General features: G+C 60.5%; 18 protein-coding genes. 11 read left to right on the forward strand and 7 right to left on the reverse strand.

All coding sequences use genetic code 11. From position 1 onward, the window contains the following. Window positions 1–18 precede the first annotated feature (18 nt). The 5 genes from aroQ (at window position 19) to BSZ35_RS13610 (ending at window position 4118) form a co-directional block, all read left to right on the forward strand. A complete protein-coding gene (gene aroQ, locus BSZ35_RS13590) occupies window positions 19–450 on the forward strand; it encodes a type II 3-dehydroquinate dehydratase (RefSeq protein ID WP_105012954.1) in 432 nt (143 codons plus the stop codon). 16 nt (window positions 451–466) lie between these two features. After that, window positions 467–1015 carry a metal-dependent hydrolase gene (locus BSZ35_RS13595; protein ID WP_258096421.1) on the forward strand — a complete coding sequence of 183 codons (549 nt, stop codon included), beginning with the start codon at window positions 467–469 and terminating at the stop codon, window positions 1013–1015. Between the two features lie 72 nt (window positions 1016–1087). Further along, window positions 1088–1633: a VOC family protein gene (locus tag BSZ35_RS13600; RefSeq protein WP_105012956.1), complete on the forward strand. Its 546-nt coding sequence runs from the start codon at window positions 1088–1090 to the stop codon at window positions 1631–1633. 42 nt (window positions 1634–1675) lie between these two features. Next, window positions 1676–3391, forward strand: coding sequence for a murein biosynthesis integral membrane protein MurJ (murJ, locus tag BSZ35_RS13605; RefSeq protein WP_105012957.1), 1716 nt, complete (start codon window positions 1676–1678; stop codon window positions 3389–3391). A gap of 475 nt (window positions 3392–3866) precedes the next feature. Continuing rightward, window positions 3867–4118, forward strand: a complete 252-nt coding sequence (locus tag BSZ35_RS13610) for a hypothetical protein (protein WP_105012958.1) — start codon at window positions 3867–3869, stop codon at window positions 4116–4118. 237 nt (window positions 4119–4355) lie between these two features. Here BSZ35_RS13610 and BSZ35_RS13615 read toward each other — a convergent pair whose 3' ends face one another. The 3 genes from BSZ35_RS13615 to BSZ35_RS13625 are packed head-to-tail and all read right to left on the reverse strand — an operon-like array spanning window position 4356 to window position 7487. After that, window positions 4356–6632 carry a TonB-dependent receptor gene (locus BSZ35_RS13615; protein WP_105012959.1) on the reverse strand — a complete coding sequence of 759 codons (2277 nt, stop codon included), beginning with the start codon at window positions 6630–6632 and terminating at the stop codon, window positions 4356–4358. 28 nt (window positions 6633–6660) lie between these two features. Beyond that, entirely contained in the window at window positions 6661–7281 is a 621-nt protein-coding gene (locus tag BSZ35_RS13620) for a hypothetical protein (RefSeq protein ID WP_105012960.1), read from the reverse strand. Window positions 7282–7289: 8 nt separating this feature from the next. Continuing rightward, window positions 7290–7487 (reverse strand): hypothetical protein, encoded by a 198-nt coding sequence (locus tag BSZ35_RS13625; RefSeq protein ID WP_105012961.1) that lies wholly within the window; start codon window positions 7485–7487, stop codon window positions 7290–7292. A gap of 408 nt (window positions 7488–7895) precedes the next feature. On the opposite strand from BSZ35_RS13625, the gene BSZ35_RS13635 reads away from it, so the two are divergent. After that, on the forward strand, window positions 7896–8837 hold the full coding sequence (locus BSZ35_RS13635; protein WP_105012963.1) for a tyrosine-type recombinase/integrase: 942 nt from the start codon (window positions 7896–7898) through the stop codon (window positions 8835–8837). A gap of 129 nt (window positions 8838–8966) precedes the next feature. On the opposite strand, the gene BSZ35_RS13640 is transcribed toward BSZ35_RS13635, so the two are convergent. The 4 genes from BSZ35_RS13640 to BSZ35_RS13655 all read right to left on the reverse strand — a co-directional run bounded on the left by BSZ35_RS13640 (window position 8967) and on the right by BSZ35_RS13655 (window position 13342). Further along, window positions 8967–9479 (reverse strand): RNA polymerase subunit sigma-54, encoded by a 513-nt coding sequence (locus BSZ35_RS13640; RefSeq protein ID WP_105012964.1) that lies wholly within the window; start codon window positions 9477–9479, stop codon window positions 8967–8969. Then, window positions 9466–10020 carry an acyl-CoA thioesterase gene (locus tag BSZ35_RS13645; protein ID WP_105012965.1) on the reverse strand — a complete coding sequence of 185 codons (555 nt, stop codon included), beginning with the start codon at window positions 10018–10020 and terminating at the stop codon, window positions 9466–9468. The genes BSZ35_RS13640 and BSZ35_RS13645 overlap by 14 nt, the downstream gene beginning before the upstream one ends. Window positions 10021–10143: 123 nt before the next feature. After that, on the reverse strand, window positions 10144–11424 hold the full coding sequence (locus BSZ35_RS13650) for an asparagine synthetase B (RefSeq protein ID WP_258096432.1): 1281 nt from the start codon (window positions 11422–11424) through the stop codon (window positions 10144–10146). 25 nt (window positions 11425–11449) lie between these two features. Further along, window positions 11450–13342 carry a tetratricopeptide repeat protein gene (locus tag BSZ35_RS13655; protein WP_105012966.1) on the reverse strand — a complete coding sequence of 631 codons (1893 nt, stop codon included), beginning with the start codon at window positions 13340–13342 and terminating at the stop codon, window positions 11450–11452. Between the two features lie 182 nt (window positions 13343–13524). Here BSZ35_RS13655 and BSZ35_RS13660 point away from each other — a divergent pair, with 182 nt between their 5' ends. The 5 genes from BSZ35_RS13660 to BSZ35_RS13680 all read left to right on the forward strand — a co-directional run bounded on the left by BSZ35_RS13660 (window position 13525) and on the right by BSZ35_RS13680 (window position 20842). Next, entirely contained in the window at window positions 13525–14715 is a 1191-nt protein-coding gene (locus BSZ35_RS13660; RefSeq protein ID WP_105012967.1) for a 1-deoxy-D-xylulose-5-phosphate reductoisomerase, read from the forward strand. Between the two features lie 70 nt (window positions 14716–14785). Beyond that, on the forward strand, window positions 14786–16228 hold the full coding sequence (gene rseP, locus BSZ35_RS13665; RefSeq protein ID WP_105012968.1) for an RIP metalloprotease RseP: 1443 nt from the start codon (window positions 14786–14788) through the stop codon (window positions 16226–16228). A 268-nt stretch (window positions 16229–16496) separates the two neighbouring features. Beyond that, window positions 16497–17321 (forward strand): isoprenyl transferase, encoded by an 825-nt coding sequence (locus BSZ35_RS13670; protein ID WP_105012969.1) that lies wholly within the window; start codon window positions 16497–16499, stop codon window positions 17319–17321. A gap of 353 nt (window positions 17322–17674) precedes the next feature. After that, window positions 17675–20179 carry an outer membrane protein assembly factor BamA gene (bamA, locus tag BSZ35_RS13675; protein ID WP_105012970.1) on the forward strand — a complete coding sequence of 835 codons (2505 nt, stop codon included), beginning with the start codon at window positions 17675–17677 and terminating at the stop codon, window positions 20177–20179. Between the two features lie 33 nt (window positions 20180–20212). Continuing rightward, complete coding sequence (locus tag BSZ35_RS13680) at window positions 20213–20842, forward strand: OmpH family outer membrane protein (RefSeq protein WP_258096438.1); 630 nt, start codon at window positions 20213–20215, stop codon at window positions 20840–20842. Window positions 20843–20865: the final 23 nt, after the last annotated feature.

The following is a 20865-nucleotide window of genomic DNA, read 5'->3' on the forward strand; positions in this document are numbered from 1 at the left end:
GTTTGTGACAACACGACGATGACTGCCTCGCTTTTAGTTCTGAATGGCCCCAATCTCAATCTTCTGGGCACCCGTGATCCCGAGGCCTACGGCACGGCGTCGCTTGATGCCATCGAGACGGAACTCGACGCGTCGTTTTCGTCGGTAGAATTCGACTTTCGGCAGCACAACGGTGAAGGAGCACTGATCGACTCGCTTCACGATGCCCATGAGCAAAACCGCGACGGCATCGTGTTGAATCCGGGCGGGTACACGCACACGTCCGTTGCCCTGCGCGACGCCGTTGACGCTATTGCTCCTCCTACGGTGGAAGTGCATCTCTCCAACGTGCATGCACGGGAGGATTTTCGCCGCACCTCGCGCATTGCGCCGGTCTGTGTGGGACAGGTGAGTGGCTTCGGGGCGGCGGGGTATCACATGGCCGTACGGTATTTTTTGCAGTGGACGTGACGAAGAGCGCGTTCCCATGGCCTCTCGCGTCCCGCGTGCTCGCTGGAGGCTACTCGACCATTCTTACTTGTATATCGTCACCGCTTTCATGGCAGGCTATAAGGGACATCTTGCCGGTGCGACGCTCTTTGCCATCGGGTATCTCGCCGCGCTCGGATACGCATTTTCCATCGACATTGCCTACCGGCAGTACACAGCCCTGGAACAGGTGGGGTATCCCCTGGCCCTGGTGGTACTGACGTTGCTCTTCGGCCTGTGGCCGGATGTGGATACGAATTCGAAGGGACAGCAGATCTTCTACACGATCTTCTTTGTGACCGACGTATTTCTCATCGTGACGGAGCGGTTTCGGGCGGCAGCATACCTGGGCCTTGTGGCGCTGCTGCCCGTGCTGAGTCGTCACCGGGGATGGACGCACACCTGGTGGGCGATGCTACTGGTGCCATCGCCGTTTCTCATCCTCCCGTACCTGCACATGCCGGAGCGTCCCCTCATTGGGCTTCCCTTCTACGGGGCCGCCGTGACGGGCTATTTGAGTCACCTCGTAATCGATTGGATTACGTGAGTTGGATCCTTTCGTCGGCCCTTCGTTCATTGTGGTCGACCCACCGTATCTTTCTCCGTTTTGGATTCTCATATGTTTCAGTCTCAGACCGTAACTGTCCTCGCCGTCCTTAGTCTCGTTGGGGCATTCGGCCTCGCAGGATTTGCGTTTCAGGACGAGGAGGCTTCGGCCTCGGCCGATCCGACCGTCGACGTAGGGGTCGTGGTCAACGATCTCGAGGCCTCTCTTCAGTTTTACCGAGAGGTGTTAGGGATGGAGCAGCGCCGGACCATCGACATCACCGAGGATTTTGGGCGTCGCTCTGGTCTTACCGGTGGCGCTCCGACCGAGATTCGCGTTCTCACTCTGGGAGACGGTGACGCAGCCACCGAGTGGAAGCTCATGGCCTTTGAAGAGGACGCCGCGGCGGTGGACGAATCCGACATCACCGACGCGCAGGGCATGCAGTATATTACACTCCAGGTTGATCGGTTGGGGCCGTATCTGGAGCGAGCGCGAACACACGGAATCGAGCCCCGGGGGGAAACGCCGATTGCACTGGGCGACGAGAACCATTTCCTCCTTCTCCAGGCTCCGGAAGGGACGTTTGTCGAGCTCATTGGGCCACTCAAGCAGTAGCACGCACGAACGGATCTTTTCTGTACGAATCGGTTCGGTTTCATGGCTGACCCGGATACGTCTGCGTCCTCCTCGTCCTCCGTCGAGGCTGAGTCTGCCTCTGAAGCGTCGGCCTCCGGGGACGAGAGTGCAGCAGGCTCCGTGGCGGCCGGCATTCTGTCGAGTCGCATTCTGGGCCTGCTGCGGGAGCGGACGGTGGCGTATTTCTTTGGGCTCGGGGCCCACGCCGACGTGCTCCAGGTTGCCTTCAAATCCCCGAATCTCCTCCAGAATCTGCTGGGTGAAGGGACCATTTCGGCAGCGTTTATCCCGATCTACAGCCGAATGATTGAGGAGGAGCGGTACGAAGACGCCGGACGTTTTGCCGGGGCCATCTTTGGGTTGTTGCTTGCAGTGGCGGCTGGAGTGGCTGTGCTTGGGATCGTGCTGGCCGAGCCCATCGTGGGGATCCTTGCCCCGGGTTTCATTGATGACGCTGCGCGGGTGGCGGAGGGCGAGATTCTGGTGAATCGGTTTGCGTTGACCGTGCAGGCCGTCCGCATCATTTTTCCGATGGCCGCTGTGCTTGTGTTATCGGCCTGGGCGCTTGGGGTGCTCAATAGCCACCGACGCTTCTTCGTGCCGTACGTGGCCCCTGCTCTCTGGAACGTCGCAATCATAGCATTTCTGTTTGGAGGGGCGTACTGGGTCACCGGGACCCCCTGGGCTCCGAAGGCGCTGTCCGGCGATACCCTTACTGCGCTCCTGATAACGGCCTGCGTAGGGGCCTTTGTAGGGGGGGGGCTCCAGTTTCTGGTGCAGCTTCCGTTTGTGATGCGCGAGATGCCGGAATTCTCGTTCTCGATATCGACGCGCGTGGAGGGTGTACGGGAGGCCATTGACGCCTTTGGCCCGGTCGTGGCCGGGCGGGGCGTGGCCCAGTTGTCGGCCTATCTCGACATCTTTCTGGCGTCGTGGCTCACCGTGGGGGCTCCTGGGGTTCTTCGGTTTTCGCAGATGCTCTACATGCTCCCGATCAGTCTCTTCGGAATGTCGGTGGCGGCGTCGGAGCTCCCGGAGCTCTCGCGCCTTACGGAGGAGAAGGTGGCGGCGTTTACGGCGCGACTCCGCCGGTCGATGCGTCAGATTGCGTTTCTCACCGTGCCGACTGTGGTAGGCTATCTTACCTTTGGGGTATTGCTCGTCGGGGCGCTGTTTCGGACGGGGCGGTTTCGGGCGGGAGACACCTGGCTCGTCACGATTGTGCTGGGCGGGTACGCGCTTGGGATTCTTGCGACCACCTTCTCCCGGCTTCTCCAAAATGCCTTCTACGCGATCGGCGATACGAAGACGCCGGCCTGGATTGCTGTAACCCGAGTCACGGTGTCGACCGTCGTGGCGGTCCCGACGATGTTTTGGCTCGATACCATTCCGCTGAGCCGGATTGTTGGGCCACTGCCGGGATCGACGCTCTATTTGGGGGCGCTTGGGCTTGGCCTCGGGGCCAGCGTCGGGGCGTGGGTGGAGGTCTGGCGTCTGCGCCGGGCCCTGCGCGATCCGATGCCGAACATTGCGATTCCGTGGAGGGCCGTGCTCCGCATGGGGGGGCTTGCTCTCCTGGCGGTGCCTCCCGCAGCGGGCCTGTGGGGGCTTTTGCCGGACTGGCACGTGCTCATTGTAGCGCCGCTCGTCGTGGGAACGTACGGAGCTCTGTATCTCGGAGGCGCGGCCCTGCTCGGATTTGATGAGATCGAGTCTTGGACTCGCCGCTTCTTGTGAACTGGCGTATGCGAGGGATATGTCGGCGAGGGAGAGCGGAAATGTCAGAGCAGTATGCCTTCACATCGACACTTCGAGAGCAAATGAGGGCCTCGTCGAGCAAGGACGTTTCAATTCCGGATGTCTGTACTGGCACCTCTGCTCTCTCTTCTATCCACAACGCGGGGTTTGGGGAGGGAATCTCGGGCCGTATGGAAAGGAGTGTTGGTTAATATTGTGTGGGGAAAGGAAGGAGGGGAGGGAAAAGAAGAGGTATGAAATGTGATAATTTAGATTTGGAAGCGGTTGCGAAATATCGTAACCGCTTTTCCTGCACGATGAGTTCAATTACAGTTCTTGGTTTGTTCTCGTAAAGTGTTTGTCATTCTGTGCAAACATGAACATCACACTCTAGTGAGAACAACGTCGGTGGGGGAGAGGTAGATTGGGGTGGAGTTAAAGAAAGAGTATCAAACCAAAAAAGGGATATTCTAATATGGATACCTACCTTATACTCGCAAGCCTCTGGACTCTGTACATGGGTGTAGAGACCTATATATTTGCCCGGCCGCAGGCACGTCCTCACTTCGCAGGCTTTCTCATGATTCATCTTTTACTTGCCCCGTTGTCCTTCATCCTCTCGCTCACAAGTGGCATCCTAGGGGAGCGAATTGAGACGACCTATCGGGCGGCGTGGCGCTCGAAGGTAGCCTTTCAACGCAGCGGGCGCAAGAAGCTCATCGGATAGGATTCGTAAGGCCGATGGAGTGAGGCCGGGAGGGGGGAGCCTCCCTCCGTCGGCCGAGTCGGCCGCCGGTGCCAAGAGCACTGGAGAGGAGATGAGGGGGTTGAGGATTTCTCGTTCCAGTCCGCACGCTTCGTGAAAAGAGACGGTTTGCCCTGGCTTCGATTCTAGAATGGACATCTGAATGCAGAGCGCATCCAGACCGTCATGCGGCCAGCCTTTGCCTCCGAATTTTCGGCATTAGACTTCAATCTTGAGGGCCACATAGGGCACTAGGGGCAGTTGGTTGACCCGGCGCTGCGTGAAGAGGTCGAAGTAGAACAGATTCTGCCGGTCGTAGAGGTTGATGGCCCCGGCCTTGGCCGTGAGATTGGCAAAATTGCCCGTAAAGGTCCGTTCCAGGCTCACGTCGAGGCGGTGATAGGCAGGAAGACGAGAGTCGTAGGGCTTTTCGTAGAGGAGGCGGGGCGTGCCGAAGGCGCGAGGAGTCTGTTGAAGGTCTTCCTGATGGACGTATACGTCAAAGCCAAACGGCTTCGTATAGGGCAGGCCGGAGCCCATCTGCCACCGGAGGTCGATCGTGAACAGGCTGAGGGCGACACTGAGGACAGTGTTCAGTTCGTGTCGGCGGTCCTGCGGCGGGTGATAGGCCTGAATGTCGGTGCCAAACCACGTGCCGAAGTTGTCCTGCGAGGCCGTGTACCGGGTCCAACTTAGACCGTATCCGAGATAGGCGTACACCCGTCCGTGTTCGAACGTACCACGCAGATCGAGGCCCCAGGCAGTGCCCTCCGCACCGGTCAGCTCCGTCGTAAACCGCGCCCGGGCACTCCAGATGGGAACGGCCAAGTTGGCGAGGTCCTTGTAGTATCCCTCGGCAGTGAGTCCAAAATCACCAATCTGCTGGCGCCAGCCGAGAATGGCGTGCCAGGCCGCCGGGCGTCCCTGATCGAGCGGTGTTGGAGTCCAGGCCATAAACGACGATCCCAGGTCCCGCTCGTCTGAAAGGCCCACCACCGTCTGGCGATACAGGCCCATTGCCGCGTTCACCTCCTGGTTGTTGCTGCCGAAAGGCCGCCAGCTCGCCCGCAGTCGAGGTTCGATTGTAGGGCCGTAGTCGAACGGCACCGTAACGGCCACGCCCGGTCGAAGGTCGACGCGGTCCCCGAGGGACAGCGTGCCGCTCACGTATCCGTTCACCGAGATCACGTTCATGTCTGCCGTCTGGAGGCCCTGAAACTGCTCTCCGAGAGCATATTCCTGCTCGCTGTAATGAAGGTGGAACCCGCTCCGAATCGCGCTTCGCCCCGCAAACGGTTTCACGACGTTCACCTTCGTGGCGAAGTCCCAGAGGTTCGCCCATCGTTCGGGGGCGCTGTTCTCGCCGACAGCGTTTTTCACGTAGGACGAGCTCACGCTCACGTCTGCGAGGGCCGACGAGCCCGACCCGAAGGCCACGCACCGCCCGCCGAACACGGTGTTCGACCACCGAAAGATGTCGCTGCTTGCCGGGGCAAGGGAGCCGCGATCGTAGGTGTGGAATCCCGTCAGGGAGCAGCGTCCAGACTCGGTCGTGTTTTGCAGCTTGGCGAACTGATCGGTGAATTTGAGGGGCTGTGCTTGTCCGAGAAGAGGGGGGGCGGTGCGTTCAATCTGGGACACGCGGGCGGTCGCGAGGAGCGACAGGCCGTCGTTATTGAGCGGGCCTTCCGCCCGCACGCCCGTGAGGAAGGGGCTGGCCGTGACGGCGGCCGCCACGTGCTCCTGGTTGCCGCCGCGCATCTGCACGTCGATTACGGACGAGAGTCGTCCGCTGTACCGAGCTGGAAACCCGCCGGCGTAGACCTCGGCGTTGGAGATGAGCGCCTGCGGAAAGGCAGAGTAAAACCCGATGATGTGGAAGGGACGGTAGACCTGCATCCCATCCATGAGCACGAGGTTTTGGTCCGGCGTGCCCCCACGAACGTACAGCTGGCCGCCGCGGTCGCCCACCGATACGACGCCCGGCAACGACTGGAGGTAGCTCGCAAGATCGCCGCTGACGGACGGCGTGGGGATCCGGCCCACGTCTGCAGGAGCCACGCGCTGGCGGCCGGCCTCTTGGGTGGTGGCACCCCCGGCCGCGTCGGTCACGACAATTTCGCCAAGCGCCTGTTCCGTGGGCGAGAGCTCGAAGGTTCGGGTGACGGGATCCTCGGGGCCAGAGAGCTGGAGGGTGTCGCGAATGGGGCGGTATCCTACGAAGGTGGCGCGCAGAGTGTACCGATCAGGAGAGAGCCCGGCGAAGTGATAGTATCCGTTGTTGTCTGCGACGGTGCCCTGCGGGGACGCGTCCGTCGTTAGCGAGCGAACGACCACATGGGCGCCCGGGAGGGGCTGGCCGGTTTCGGCGTCAACGACGAAGCCCCGAAGGGCCACTGCCTGTGCCGAGGCCGAGGGGCACGACGCTAGGCCTCCAAGCAGAAGGGACGCGAGGGCAGCGAGGACAAATCGAACGGAAGGGCAAGTTGAAGACACGGAAGAGGACGACTCGTCAACAGACGACTCAATTCTCGGAATACGGATACACGGTGACCGTATCGGTCACGATGCCACCGACAAAGCCCACGCCGTTCGCTACGTTCGAGGCCACACCGGGCAGCAGTTCCGTTTCCCGATCCAGTCGAAGAAATTCAGGCCACTCCGGTGTGCCGGCCGCCACCATCACCTGAATGCTGTCGGGCACACGCGCGCCCGGAAGTCCACAGAGGTCGTCCAGATATTCGATTCGAGCCTCAACGGTCCCCGGTGTTGTGTGCAGCGTATCGGCCAGGTGTCCGTACGTCCACACCCGACCCAAATCGTAGAGAGCCCGTACCGAGACCACTCGCTCTGCTTCTCGGACGGCGATGGTCGTGGTTGGATGTGCCGGGTACGGATTGCGGCACTCCAACGCATTGAGGGTGGTCACAGGAGAAACGACGGACAGCGTGGGGCCGGAGGCGGGAATGGGAACGTCGGCGTAACTCGTGGTCCCGTCTGGTCCTCGCACCCGTAGCCGGTAGGTTGTGCCCGAGTCGATCGGAGCGGTCGTGTAGTAGTTGTGCGCGGTGGCCGGGTCGAGGTAACGAAACAGAGAATCCCGAAGGGAGAGGGTCCGGTCCGTGGATCGGTTCGTGAGCGTCACCGCCGCGTTCAGCGATTCAGGTCGCGGACCAGCAGGCCGTCGCGGAGCGGCTCGACGCGTACAAACTGGGTATCGGCCGAGGGATTGAGGACTCCGAAAAGAGAGTAGTGCCGCTCATTGTCGTGGAAGGACTCCACCGTCGGGTCGCACCCCGTTACGAGCACGAGAAAAATGGTCACCGTGATCGGGCGTCGGGGGGAAGTCATCGGGGAGGGGACGATTGTCACCGCAGTCGTGGGCCAGGGGCCGGAAAGGAGGGCACGCTTTAGGAAGTGCTGATGTCCTTTCAGTTAAGCAATATCACAGATGGTGTCAATGTAAAAGCGGCTCTAGTGGTCAGTGAAACTGAAGCTGTCGGAGTTCGAATTGAACACGCTGTGTTGAATGCGTCATTCTGCGGCCTGAAGACCGTCCACTGGTCCATCGTGCTCCCCGACATGGAAAACGTGACGCACCACTAGCTTTAGAAGCGTCCCCGTGCGGAAGATTCCGTTATTGACACCGTCGAGAACAGGCCCTTGATTGTATAATGTGGTCTTTCGAGAAAGACCTTCCGTTTTTGTCCTCTGCTGAGTTTCCTGCAGCGGGCCGTTCTCATCGATCTTTCCGGTCCCATGTCCGACGATACACCGACCAACGATCTCTCCCTCACGCTTCGAGAACTGCGCGACCATCTGCAGGCGTTTCAGGATGACTATCTGGCGGACAAGAGTGACGAGACGGTGGGTACGTATCGCCGTTCGCTCAACAGCTTCGAGAAGTGGTTCGTGCAGGAGAATAATTTCCGGTTTACAGAGGACGATGTGCGCGACTACAAGACGTATCTCATGGAGGAGCGGGAGCTGAGCCAGGTGTCCGTGTCGACGTATCTCACGGCCCTGCGTCGCTTCTGTCAGTACCTTACCGACATCGGCGAACTCACCGAGAATCCGGCAACGGGCGTGAAGGGCAATCGCCGTCCCGACTCCCATTCACGGTCCGTCCTCACCGAACAGGATATCGAGGCGCTGGAGGAGGTGTTGGGGACGACTACGGCCATCGACAAGCGCGACACGGCCATCGTCTACCTGATGCTCTACGCTGGGCTGAGTGAGATTGAAATCGTGCGGGCCAACGTGGAGGATCTTGAGCACACGCTGATGGGACCTGTGTTGCGCGTACAGGGAAAAGGGCGCACGGTGAAGGACCAGGAGGCCCCGCTTGATCCCCCAGTGCTGGAGGCCGTGGAGGCGTACTTGGACACGCGTGACGACGTACACCCCGAAGATCCGCTCTTCGTCTCGCATGGCCACCGCTCCGACGGCAAGCGCCTCAAGACGCGCTCCGTCCGCAGCCGCATCAACGGCTACCTCAAAAAGGCCGAAATCAAGCGGAAGGGCGTGACACCTCACAGTCTCACCCACACGGCGGCTCTCATCTGGCTCAATGATGGCATGCCGCTCGATGAGGTGAAGCAGCGAATGCGGCACGGCACGCTCGACACCACGATGATCTATTACAAAAAGCAGGGGCTTCTAAAGCGGGACCCGGACGAGCTGGACGAATTAACGTCGTGACCGTCGGCAGTTACTGGTACAGATCGCATTGTGCTGTGCCTGTCCGAGGCCGAGCCGCTTCGGGCGTCCTGGTGCGGCTTCGACCACTGCGTGAGGCAACGCCACGCCACCTACAAGATGCTGCACGGGTCATCCATCCGGCTGAAAGAGATCGTAGCGGAGGCCCACACTTCCCGCAAGGCGTGGGGTCAGCGACGGGTGGAGGCGAAGAATTGGGGTGGCGTGGAGAAAAACCTCGAACCGTTCGTTGTAAAAATTAAGGCCGATTTGACCGCTGACACCGGTTTCGACGGTGGGCGTGACGTCCAGCTGTTGGCCTCGTCCATAGAGGCCCGGTCCATAGTAGATATGGACGAGCGAATCGGACACAGGGCGCTCCCAGAGGCGGTGGAGATACAACGCCGCGAAGTCATCCCCGTCGGTGGTGAGGAGCGTGCTGTAGGAGACGCCGTCCGGGCGGTAGAGCTTTGCGGTCGCCCCGCCCAGGTGACCGATCTCAAATCCGATTGTGACTGAGCCGGGCTCACGCTGGGCATGGCTCTTCAGTGGAATCGCGGCCCCGAGTAAAAGCAAGACGAAGAGCACGACGCATTGAGCAGCCCCGCGCCAGAACCGGGGAAAGGGCGCATCACTCAGAGGCATCGGACGAACGCTGGAGGGCTGTGAGCATGTCTTCCTTGAAGTGGGAGGCGTCCTGCAACTCCTTTCGGCCGGCCAGCACGAGCCGAATGTCGCGGCGCTTGGCTGCCGAGACGTATCGTTCCCGCTCTTCATCGCTTTGCGGCTCGATCGAGGGGATATCCACGGTTGCGCCGTCCTCGTCAATCGCGACGAACGTGTAGAAGGCTCGGTTGCACTTTCGTTCCGTTTCGGCCTTTGGGTTTTCGGCCCACACGTTCAGCTCCACTTCCATTGACGTGTGAAACGCCCGGTTGACCCGACTCTTCACCACGACAATCTCCCCTTCCTCAATGGCGGATTGGAACTCGACATTGTCGACCGAAGCGGTCACGCAGACCCGGTTGGCGTGGCGCTGAGCAGAGATCGCCGCGCACTTGTCCATCAGGTGCAGGAGGCGCCCCCCCATCATGTTGCCGAGGCTATTGGTGTCGTTCGGCAGCACAATCTCGGTCATCATGCAGGTCGAGGCCGAGACCGGCTTGGACGAGGGCGAAGGGGCCATTGGAAGAGACGGGGGACTTTGTGATATGAGGGCGTGGGCAACAAGGCAACACGCAATCTTACGATCTCGGAGCCGGCCCCTTCCTCCATCCACACGAAACGCCTGTAAACAAGGCAAAACCGATCACGTTTTCTGCTTTTTCTTCTTGGCAGCCGGGAAGAGAATGTTGTTGAGGATGAGCCGGTAGCCGGGGGAGTTGGGATGGAGGGACAGATCGGTGGGGGGGTCGCCTACAAAGTGCTGATAATCTTCGGGGTCGTGGCCGGAATAGAAGGTGAAGGTTCCCTGCCCGAGCGTTCCGTGAAGATAGCGCACCTGGTCGCGCTCGGGCGGCTTGGCGAGGACCACGACGTCTTCCTTCACGAGGTCCTTTTTGAAGGCCGTCGTCTGCCCGACGAATCCCTTCACCGTGGCTACGTGGTTCTGCGTGAGCATAGTGGGCACGGGGTCCCACTTTGCGCTGAAATCGAAGAGGGTGAAGTAGTCGAGCGACGGGTCGCGGATCTGAGTGGGCGGGGGACCGACGTCGATGTTTGAGTGCGAGTACTCCTGCGCGTTTAGGTTGGGGCGGAAGTCGGTAAACGCCAGGGTGGGACCATAGTCCAGCTTGTCGAGCGCGTTCGGGTTCACCGGGTCGCCGTCGTACGCTTCCGGCACGATGTCGGTCTTGCGGGCAGCCAGGGCAATGTCGAAGGTCTCCGTGCCGGAGCACATCGAGAACATGAATCCCCCACGTCGGACGTAGTCGCGGATGCGCTGAGTGACAGCCAGCTTGAGTTGGCTTACTTTTCTATAGCCGTGCTTGCGGGCAAGCTCGCGTGCCGTCTTCTGCTTCTGGATGTACCAGGGTTCGTTTCGGTAGCGGATAAACTTGCCGAACTGGCCGGTGAAGTCCTCGTGGTGCAGGTGAAGCCAGTCGTACTGATCGAGCTTGCCGTTGAGCACCGCGTCGTCGTAGATGACATCGTGCGGCACGTCGGCGTAGTTGAGGGCAAGACGGACGGCATCGTCCCAGGGCACGGCCCCGCTGGGGGCGTACACGGCGATCTTGGGGGCCTTCTCCAGGGGCACGACGGCCATGTTGCTGCCGTCCGCCTCCACTTTGGCAATAATCTGCGAGGCCTGAGCGCCGCCCACTTCTTGAAACGAGACGCCCCGCGTGCGAAGCTCCTGCTTCACGGCAGTCGTCGCATTGGTGAGAAACGAGCCGCCGCGATAGTTGAGGAGCCAGTCCACCTTCTGTCCGGCGTTGAGGGTTCCGTAGACGGCCCCGTATGCTTTCAGGTGGTCGGACTGCTGATTGTCCATGGGAATGAGCACGTCCTGCGCTTGCCCGACAGGCGCACCCACGCTCCAGGCGAGCAGAAGGAGCAGAACGGTATAGAAAAGAGGGCGAACAGACATTGGCAGTGGGGGATGGATGGCGAAGTTAGCCCTGGGGGCGGCGCAGGGCACGCAAGCGGGTACGCACGTCACTCGCGAGGAGCGAGCTGGGATACTCGGTGAGCAGGCGGTCGTACAGCTTGGCGGCCTGCTCGGGATTGCCCTGAGCCTCGTAGAGGGTGCCGAGACGGAAGAGGCTCCGGTCGGCAAAGGGACTGCGAGGGTGGCGCTGCGGAAGTGTGCGGTAGTGCTGCAGGGCCGTTGTGGTGTCGCCTTGAGCGAGGGCGACCTCGGCCTGACGGAAGCGGGCGTCGTCAGCGAGCGAGTGCCGCCCGTAGTGTTGGAGGAGGGAGTCGAGCCGGGCGTCTGCTTTCTGGTAGTGGTGCTGTCGAATGTCGAGTTGGGCGCGTGCATATTGCCGGAGCGGCGTGTTCAGTGAATCCGGCCCTTTGTTTTCCTGAATGAGGACGCTGAGGTCGATGGCGTCGTTGGTTACATCTGCGGACGTATTGGCACTTGTGGCTTCGGCTTGGGTGCGGGCCGCTTCGAACGAGCCTTGGTAGTATTGGAGCAGGGCAAGCTCAAAGCGGGCCTGATCGGCCAGGTCGCCACTTCGGAGCCGTTCACTCAGGCGGGAAAAGAGGAGGCGCGCCCGGTCGAGATTGTCCCGGAGCAGGGCGACCCGGCCCAGGTCGTACCGGGCCTCGTTCGCGGCTGCGTGTTCGGGATGAGAAGACACCACGTCTTTCAGCGTGCGCTGGGCCGCATCCAGATGTCGATAGACGTCCAGTTGAAGGTTTCCGAGCGTGGCCCGCACTGAGGGGGAGGCGTTGTGCGTCGGGTAGTTCTCCAAGAACGTCTTGTAGGCGGCACGGGCGGCATCGTAACGGGCGGTGGAGTCGGGGGCAGCGCCGTCGCCTTCAGACTCGGCCCACCGTTCGTAAGTGGCGCCGAGGGCGCGTTGGGCGTCGGGGGCAATGGGGGCGTCCGAGTGACGCTCCAAAATGGCTTCGAATGCGGTCGTGGCCACGTCAAACGCATCGGCGTCCGCCGCCTTCTGGGCGAAGCGGTAGAGAGATTCGCCTTGCTGCTGCTGGAGTCGGTCGAGCGCACGATACACGTCGTATGCAGCCGCGTAGTTGTCTTCTTTCATGTAGAACCAGGCCAGCAGCTCGCGGTAGGCGGGATTGAGCGGGTGCTCCTCCACGGCGTCCTGAAGCACATCCACACTCGACGAGATGCCTTCGCCCTGCTCGACGAATGTTTGCAGTCGGTTGCGCACGAGGGCGAGCCGGTTGGGCGACTCGGCAAGAAGGGTCACGTATTCCTTCATGGCCTTGCCGTGTTGGCCATCGAGGCCATAGAGGTACGCAAGCTCCGTGCGGAAGAGACCGTTGTCGTCAAGGCGCTCGCGCGCCCGTTGCAACACCTCAATGGCACGACGGAAGCGGCGAATGTCGACGAGTGCCTGGTAGACGATCCGATACGTGGACGCCCGTTCGGGAGCACTCTCGATGGCCGCCGTCCATGCCTGTTCCGCCCCCTGCTCGTCTCCCTTCTGATACAGCAAACGGCCTTTCTCGGCAATGAGATGGGGAGAGGGATTGGCCTCGATCCGATCCTCCACGAGCCGGACGGCGTCCTCGTAGCGCTTGACGCTCTCGTAGGCGTCTTTCAGTTTTCGGTAGAACGATGCGTTGTCCGGCGACTGTGCGTAGAGCGATTCCAGGAGGCCGATGGCTTTTTCGTGCTCGCCGGCCCGGAGGTAGGAATCCGCCATGCGGAACCGCCGAAGCTGTGTGCTGTCCTGTGGTTGGGCCTGCACCACCCGATCGAGGGGACCGACCGCCAGGAGGACGACCAGGAGGGAAGCTCCGTAGCGGAAGAGGCCAGGAGTAGGAATGGAGAAGAAAGAAAGAAGGCCCAGGTTCTGCACCACGAGAGCGTCCGATGAAAGAAATCGCCGTCAGAAATCCAATAGAACCCGTCAAATGAGAAGAGACGGGAATCATGTTGGGTAGGCTCCGTACGAAGCATCAGAGGTTTGCGTTTCCACCGGTTGCCGGCCGCAACACCGGGGACGTCCCTGATCGTTGACTCTTTTGACAAGTCCGTCCGTTCATGTCTGATTCTACGTCGTCAACGGAGGCGCCTCGGGGCCTTGCTGTGCTGGGAGCCACTGGGTCCATCGGCACACAAACGCTTGAGGTGGTGCGTCTCTTTCCGGATCGCTTCGACGTGCGGGTGCTGACGTGTGACGGCAACGTTGAGCTGCTGGCCGAGCAGGTGCAGGAGTTTCATCCCGAGGTGGCGGTGGTAGGAACGGAGGAGCGTGCCCGAGAGTTGAAGCGTCTTCTGTCGGGTGAGGCGGTCGACGTGCGGGTGGGGACGGACGGATTGTGTGCGGTCGTTGCGCGAACGGACGTAGATGTCGTGATGGCAGCCGTCGTCGGCTTTGCAGGGCTTGCGCCGGTGCTCGCGGCACTTCGGGCCGAGAAGACGGTGGCCCTGGCGAATAAGGAAACGATGGTGGTGGGGGGAACGCTGGTGAACGAGGTCCTCGACCGGAATGACGCTCAGCTGCTTCCGGTCGATAGCGAGCATTCGGCCATCTTCCAGTGTCTGGCGGGCGAGTCGGAGCGGACGGTGGAGACGCTCATCCTGACGGCGTCCGGTGGGCCGTTTCGGACGCGTGATGCTGAGACGTTCGACGACATTACGGTCGAGGAGGCCCTTGACCACCCCAACTGGTCCATGGGGGCGAAAATCACGATCGACTCCGCCACAATGATGAATAAGGGCCTGGAAGTCATCGAGGCGCAGCGGCTCTTTAACGTGGACGTCGAGCAGATTCAGGTGCTGGTCCATCCACAGTCAATCGTGCACTCGATGGTGGCGTTTTCGGACGGGGCCATCAAGGCCGAGTTGGGCGTCCCGGACATGAAGGTGCCCATCCAATACGCACTCAGCTATCCCTCCCGCTGGCCAGCCCCTCACGAGCGGCTGGAGATGACCGAACGTACACGACTAGATTTCGAGCCGCCCGATACGAACAAATTCCCCTGCCTCCGTCTGGCCTACGACGCGCTTGAAGCGGGCGGCACCGCGCCCGCCATCCTGAACGCGGCCAATGAGGCGGCGGTTGAACTCTTCCTCGACGAACAGATCTCGTTCCTCGACATTCCCCGCCTTATCGAGCAGGTACTCGATCGGATGTCGGTGACGTCTGCGTCGACCCTTGAAGAGCTGGTGGCAACAGACGCGGAGGCCCGCCAACGCGTTGAGGAACGTGCCGCCGCACCCTCGAATTGAAGAGTCGGTGTCTCTGCTGGTTCTGGACTCCCAACTGCGAGTCCCTCATTGCTGACTGTCTCTGCGCTGTATGGATCTTCTGATCAGCATTCTTTCGTCCACCCTGTGGTTCCTCGTGGCGATCACCATCCTGGTGTTCGTCCACGAGCTCGGCCACTTCTTGACGGCCAAGTATTTCGGGATGCGGGTGGAGCGCTTTTCCGTGGGGTTTCCGCCGACCATCTTCGGACGAACCTACGGCGATACCGAGTACGCCATCGGGGCCACGCCGATGGGGGGATACGTCAAAATCAGTGGCATGATTGATGAAAGCCTCGACACCGACCACGTGGAAGAAGAGCCGGATCCCTGGGAGTTCCGGGCCAAGCCGGTGTGGCAACGCATCATCGTCATCAGTGCCGGGGTGATCTTCAACATTATTTTGGGGGTTCTCATCTTTGCCGGCATCCAGTGGGCAGAGGGGGAAACCTACATTCCGGCTCAGAACGTGGAGCAGGTGTACGTGGAAGAGGGCTCGGTGGCCTACGATATCGGCCTGCGTACGGGCGACCGGATCCTGGAGGTCAACGATCGGACGTTCGAGCGCTTCGACCAGATTTCGCCTTCTGCGCTCGTTGCGGCCGACTCCCTTACCTTCACCGTGCGGCGCGACGGAAAGGAGGAGCGGCTCGTGGGCCCGGCCAATATTATTACGCGCCTGAGCCGGGCACAGAATAACAATCAGGGCTTTGGGCTCGGGTACCAGCCGCCCCTCATCGGAGGGGTGCAGAAGGGCGGTCCCGCCGACTCCGTCGGGATTCAATCCGGCGACCGGATCCTCTCGATCGGGGGAGATACTGTTCGTTTCTGGCAGGAGATGAGCACATACATTCAGGAGACCGAAGGGCAACCGGTGACCTTTCGGTGGCGGCGGCCAGACTCACTGGCAACGGCCGACACGTCGGCCGGCCCTGCTGTACTCGTCCGGCAGACGCCGAAGGGACACGTGTTCGAAGCCTCCGTCGCCCCGATGTATCACGACGAGCAGGAGCGGTATTTGCTCGGCGTACGAGGGCCCGGGGCAAGCCCCCTCACGCAACAGATGATTTATTCGGAACTCGGGGTGAAAACGGTCGACTTCGGGCCGGGAGAAGCAATCGTAGCGGGGGCCCGGTCGGTGTGGGAGAATACCCGCAACATTGTGGTCACGCTGAAACGTGTTGTGATTGGGCGAGACAGCTTTCGGGAAAGCTTGGGGGGGCCTGTTATGATCGCGAAGGTAACGAGTGAAGCCGCCGAGCGCGGCCCGGTCATGTTCTGGCGCCTCGTGGCCATTTTGTCCGTGACCCTTGCAGTGATGAACATCCTCCCGATCCCGGCGCTGGACGGAGGGCAGTTGATGTTTCTGCTCTACGAGGCGGTCACGCGTCGGCGCCCGTCGGTGCGAGTGCGACTTGTGGCTCAACAGGTGGGCATGATTCTCCTGCTCGGCTTCATGGCGTTTCTGATCTTCAATGACATCCTTCGGCTATAGATGAATTGTTGCGAAGGATTGCCGATGGGCGGCTCAGAGGGGCGTATGGACGAGATAGGGATCCAGTGCCGTTGACCTTCGGACGGAGGCGCTCGTATGTTACGTTGTCGTCAGAAATGGAGGAGCTGCGGCTCAGAAGTTACGAAGTTTCTCAGGGAGGAACGGTGGGGCCACGGTCTCCTGCTCGGAAGTTGAGGGGGAGACGCCGACGCCTGAGGTTGGTGCCGTGCCCTCTGCTCGTCTTTGCCTGGTCGGATCCAAACACGTTATGGAATCTTCCCGACACCCGTCGAATGGTTCATCAAACAACGGAGCGTCCCTGTCCGAGGAACAGCGACAGCGTGCGTTGAAGGAGCGCGGTGAGCTTCCGGCGCACATTGCCTGCATCATGGATGGGAACGGTCGCTGGGCGCAACGTCGCGAAAAGGCCCGGTTTCTGGGGCATCACGAAGGGGTGACGTCCGTGCGCGAGGTGACGGAGGCCTGCGCAGAAATTGGCATCGACTACCTCACGCTCTATACCTTCAGTGCCGAAAACTGGGAGCGCCCTGATCCCGAAGTCAATGCCCTCATGGAGCTCCTCATCCATACGATTCAGGAGGAGCGCGCAACCCTGATGGAGAACAACATTCGCCTTCGGACGATTGGGGATCTCTCCGAGATGCCTTCACCCTGTCAGGAGGCGCTCGACCAAACGAAGGCGGACACGGCGGGCAATACCCGGATGACGCTGACACTGGCCCTCTCGTACAGCGGTCGAAATGAAATTGCGGAGGCCATGCGGGCGCTTGCCGAACGCGTGCAGGAGGGGGAGCTCCAGCCCGACGAAATCGACGAAGCCCTGATTGATACTCAGCTGGACACAGCCGAACTTCCGGATCCAGACCTTCTGATCCGCACCGGGGGAGAGTATCGCCTCTCCAATTTTTTGCTTTGGCAGTGTGCCTACACAGAGCTCTTCATCACGGAAGACTACTGGCCCGACTTCCGGCGCGACCAGCTTTATGAGGCCCTTCGCAGCTATCAGGATCGCGACCGTCGCTTCGGGCGGGTTGCCCAGGCTGCCTACGAGGAGTCCTCCAGCGACGCGTAGCGCTTGGGAGGGCGAACACACCCAAAAAAGAAACGAAGACGGACATTCCGGTCGGTCCCCCCACCGCGTTCGTTGAGGCGGATCCATTGGGTCAATCGGTTCCGTGGGTCCGGTGTACGTCATCGCGACCGACGGAGAGAGCCTTGTGGGACGAGACAACAGTGCCTTCGGGGAGATTTCACGATTGGTTGGGCAAACCGCCCTGTGTTCGAAGAATAATTCTCAGGGAAGCCCCGTTATGTCCATGAATGGACAGGCGATAGTGAAACTGCCCGTCGAAGGGGCGGTTTGACCCGCGCATTCGCGCCTCCGGAGCGTCTGCTGCCAGATTCTTCATCAAGTGGTTCATCGGTATGCGCTCAACGCTTTCGGTCTTTCTGCTAGCGCTCTTTGTCGGAGCCTCTCCGCTTTTTGCCCAGACGCCGGGAACGGCGACGGGGAGGAGTGGGCCTCCGAGCTACATGATCAAGAACATTCGTGTGGACGGGATCGAGAATCAGCGAACACGTCAGTTCGTGATTCAGTCGAGTGGGCTGTCTACCGGACAGACCATTACCCTTCCGTCGGGAGACACAATTGCTGAGGCCATCCGGTCGATCTACGAAATCGGCATGTTTTCGGATGTTGCCATTTATCAGGAAAACCGAGAGGGGAATCGGGTGGACCTCGTGATCGAGGTGACCCCGGAGCCGACCCTCATCAACTACAAGCTGACGGGCATCAAGGGGCGGCACGAGGACGACCTCAAGGAGAAGATTCCTCTTGTGCAGGGACGGCCCGTTCGTCCCTCGGACGTCGAGCGCACGAAGCAGATCATCACGGACTTCTACGGAGAGAAGGGGTATTTGCGTACCGACGTGCAGGTGGAAAAGCAGACGCGAGAGACCGGCAATGTGGCCCTCACCTTCGACGTGAAGCGGAAAAAGAAGGTTGAGGTGGAGCGCATTCGGTTTACCGGCAATGAGCGCTTTGATGATGGGGATCTGCGCGGGGCCATGGAGAAGACGAGGGAAAACCGCTGGTGGCGCTTCTGGAAGGGAGAGAAGTTTAAGCGGAATGCCTATGAGGAGGACCTACAGAAGGTCATCGATCACTACCGCGAGCACGGGTACTACGATGCACAGATTGTCGCCGACTCGGTGTATTACATCAGCGATGAAGGCATCGGCATCAACGTGACCGTCCGGGAAGGGGACCAGTACTATGTGCGTGACGTGGAGTGGCAAGGGAATACCGTGCTGTCCGACCAGCGGCTCACCAATAGTTTGGGGCTCCGAGAGGGCGAGGTGTACAATGCCGTAGCCATGGAAAAAAACCTCTACGGGAACCAGAAGGGGACTGACGTTCTGGGCATGTACATGGACCGCGGCTACATGCGGGCCGACGTGCAACCAACCGTACGGGTGGCGGAGGGAGATTCGCTCGACATCACATTCGATGTGCGGGAGGGGGACGTGTACGAGTTTGGAGACATCCAAATTAGTGGAAACACGAAGACCAACGACTACGTCATCCGGCGCGAGCTGTACACGGTGCCGGGCGAGCGCTTCAGTCGAAGTGCGATTCAGGAGTCGATCCGGCGCCTGAGTCAGCTGAGCTACTTCAGTAAGCAGTCGTTGAAGGGCGGTCCGTCGGTCAGTGTTGATGAGGAGGAAAAAGAAGCGAACCTTACCTACGATGTGGAAGAGGTGGGGAGTGACCAGTTGGAGCTGTCGGGGACCTTTGGGCAGTTTGGCATCGTGCTCCAGCTTGGGTTTCAATTCAACAACTTCTCGGCCCAGAATTTCTTCGACGGCAGTGCCTGGAAGCCCCTTCCCTCCGGCGACGGACAGAAGCTTTCGATGAACGTCCGAACCAACGGGCGCTATTATCAAAATTACTCGCTCTCGTTTACGGAGCCGTGGTTTCGAGGGCGGCCCACGCCCATCGGGGGCTCCATCTCGTATTCGAAGTACACCCGCGGCTTCTATTCGAGCCGAAGCAGTGTACAGGACGGTCGGTTCCAAAACTTCTCGACCAACTTCTTTGTCCGGCAGCGCCTCGGCTGGCCCGACGACAACTTCCAGACGGGGACGACCGTGAGCTATCGGCTCTACGACAATAGAGGGTTTATCTTCGACTCCACGGCGACGAACAACCGGAAGAATGTGGGGCTTTTCGGAAGTATTCCGACGGGGCGAAGCCAGTCGATGAGTATACAGCAGTCCCTCACCCGCAATTCGCTCGACAATCCACGCTTCCCAAGTTCGGGGTCGAATGTGCGGCTCTCGGTGGAGGTGGCGCCGCCGCTGGGAGACTTCGAGCAGTACCACAAGTGGAAGCTTACGACCAACTGGAACGTGCCGCTCGGGGAGCACTTCTCGTTCGGCGTGGCGACGAACTTTGGGTACATTGGATCGATTACCGGCGATCCGGTGCGGTTTGAGCGGTTCGAGGTGGGAGGCACGGCCTTCGACTACCAGGGACGGAATTTCGGAACCGAACCGGTCTTTATGCGAGGATATCCGCGCGGGGTGATCGGGCCAAAAGTGCAGCGGGCGACGGGGCTGGAGCCGGCTGGCGGGCGCGTGCTCAACAAGTATACGTCTGAGTTCCGCTGGATGGCCGTACAGTCGCGCCAGTTGCAGGCCCGGCCCTATCTGTTTCTCGATGCTGCAGGGGCCTGGAGCAGTCTCGATACCTACAACCCGTCGAATCTCTACCGGTCGGCGGGCGTGGGGGTCAAGCTCTTCCTGCCGATTGTAGGGATGCTCGAATTCAACTATGGGTACAACTTCGATCGGTTTGTCCCGATTGGGGGAAGCGAGGGGACGCCGAACTGGACGTTCCAGTTCTCACTGGGACAGGGCGGCCGATAAGCCAGGGAGGGTGAGCGATCGATTGACCACTTCGTGTCCTCTTTCGTCGACAGCACTGGACTGTTGCTTCACCTTCGGTTCTCTCGCTGGATGCACGTGCCTGCGCTGGGGACGTGGCTGCTATGGGCCGTACTCGCATGGTGCGTCGTCGGAATTGGAGGGGCGGCACCGGCCGCTGCTCAGCAAAAAATTGGGTATGTCGATACCGAGTATGTGCTGAACAACATGCCCGAATACGCCACGATTCAACAGAAGCTCGACAAGCTGGAGCAGAAGTGGCGGAAGGAGATCGAGCAGGGACGGCAGAAGGTGGAGACACTCGAGCAAGAATTTGAGGCCCGAGAGCTACTGTACACCGAAGAAGAGCGGAAACGGCGACAACAGGCCATTCAGCAGGCCCGCACGAAGGTTGAACAACTCCGACAGCAATACTTTGGGCCGGAAGGAGAGCTCTATACCCGACAGAAGGAGCTTATGCGTCCCCTCCAAGAGCGCATTCTCGAAGCGACCGAACGTGTTGCCACGGCCGACGGATACGACTACGTGGTCGACCAGAAGGGCGATGCGCTCTTCCTGTATGCCCGAGACGAACACGACTTGAGCGATCGAGTGCTTCTCGAACTTGGCATCAATGTTGACCAGCAGAGCGGAGGGCGGCAGTAGGCCCGATGATCGAAGTGCTTTTT

The sequence above is a fragment of the Salinibacter sp. 10B genome (assembly GCF_002954405.1).
Lineage (GTDB): Bacteria > Bacteroidota > Rhodothermia > Rhodothermales > Salinibacteraceae > Salinibacter.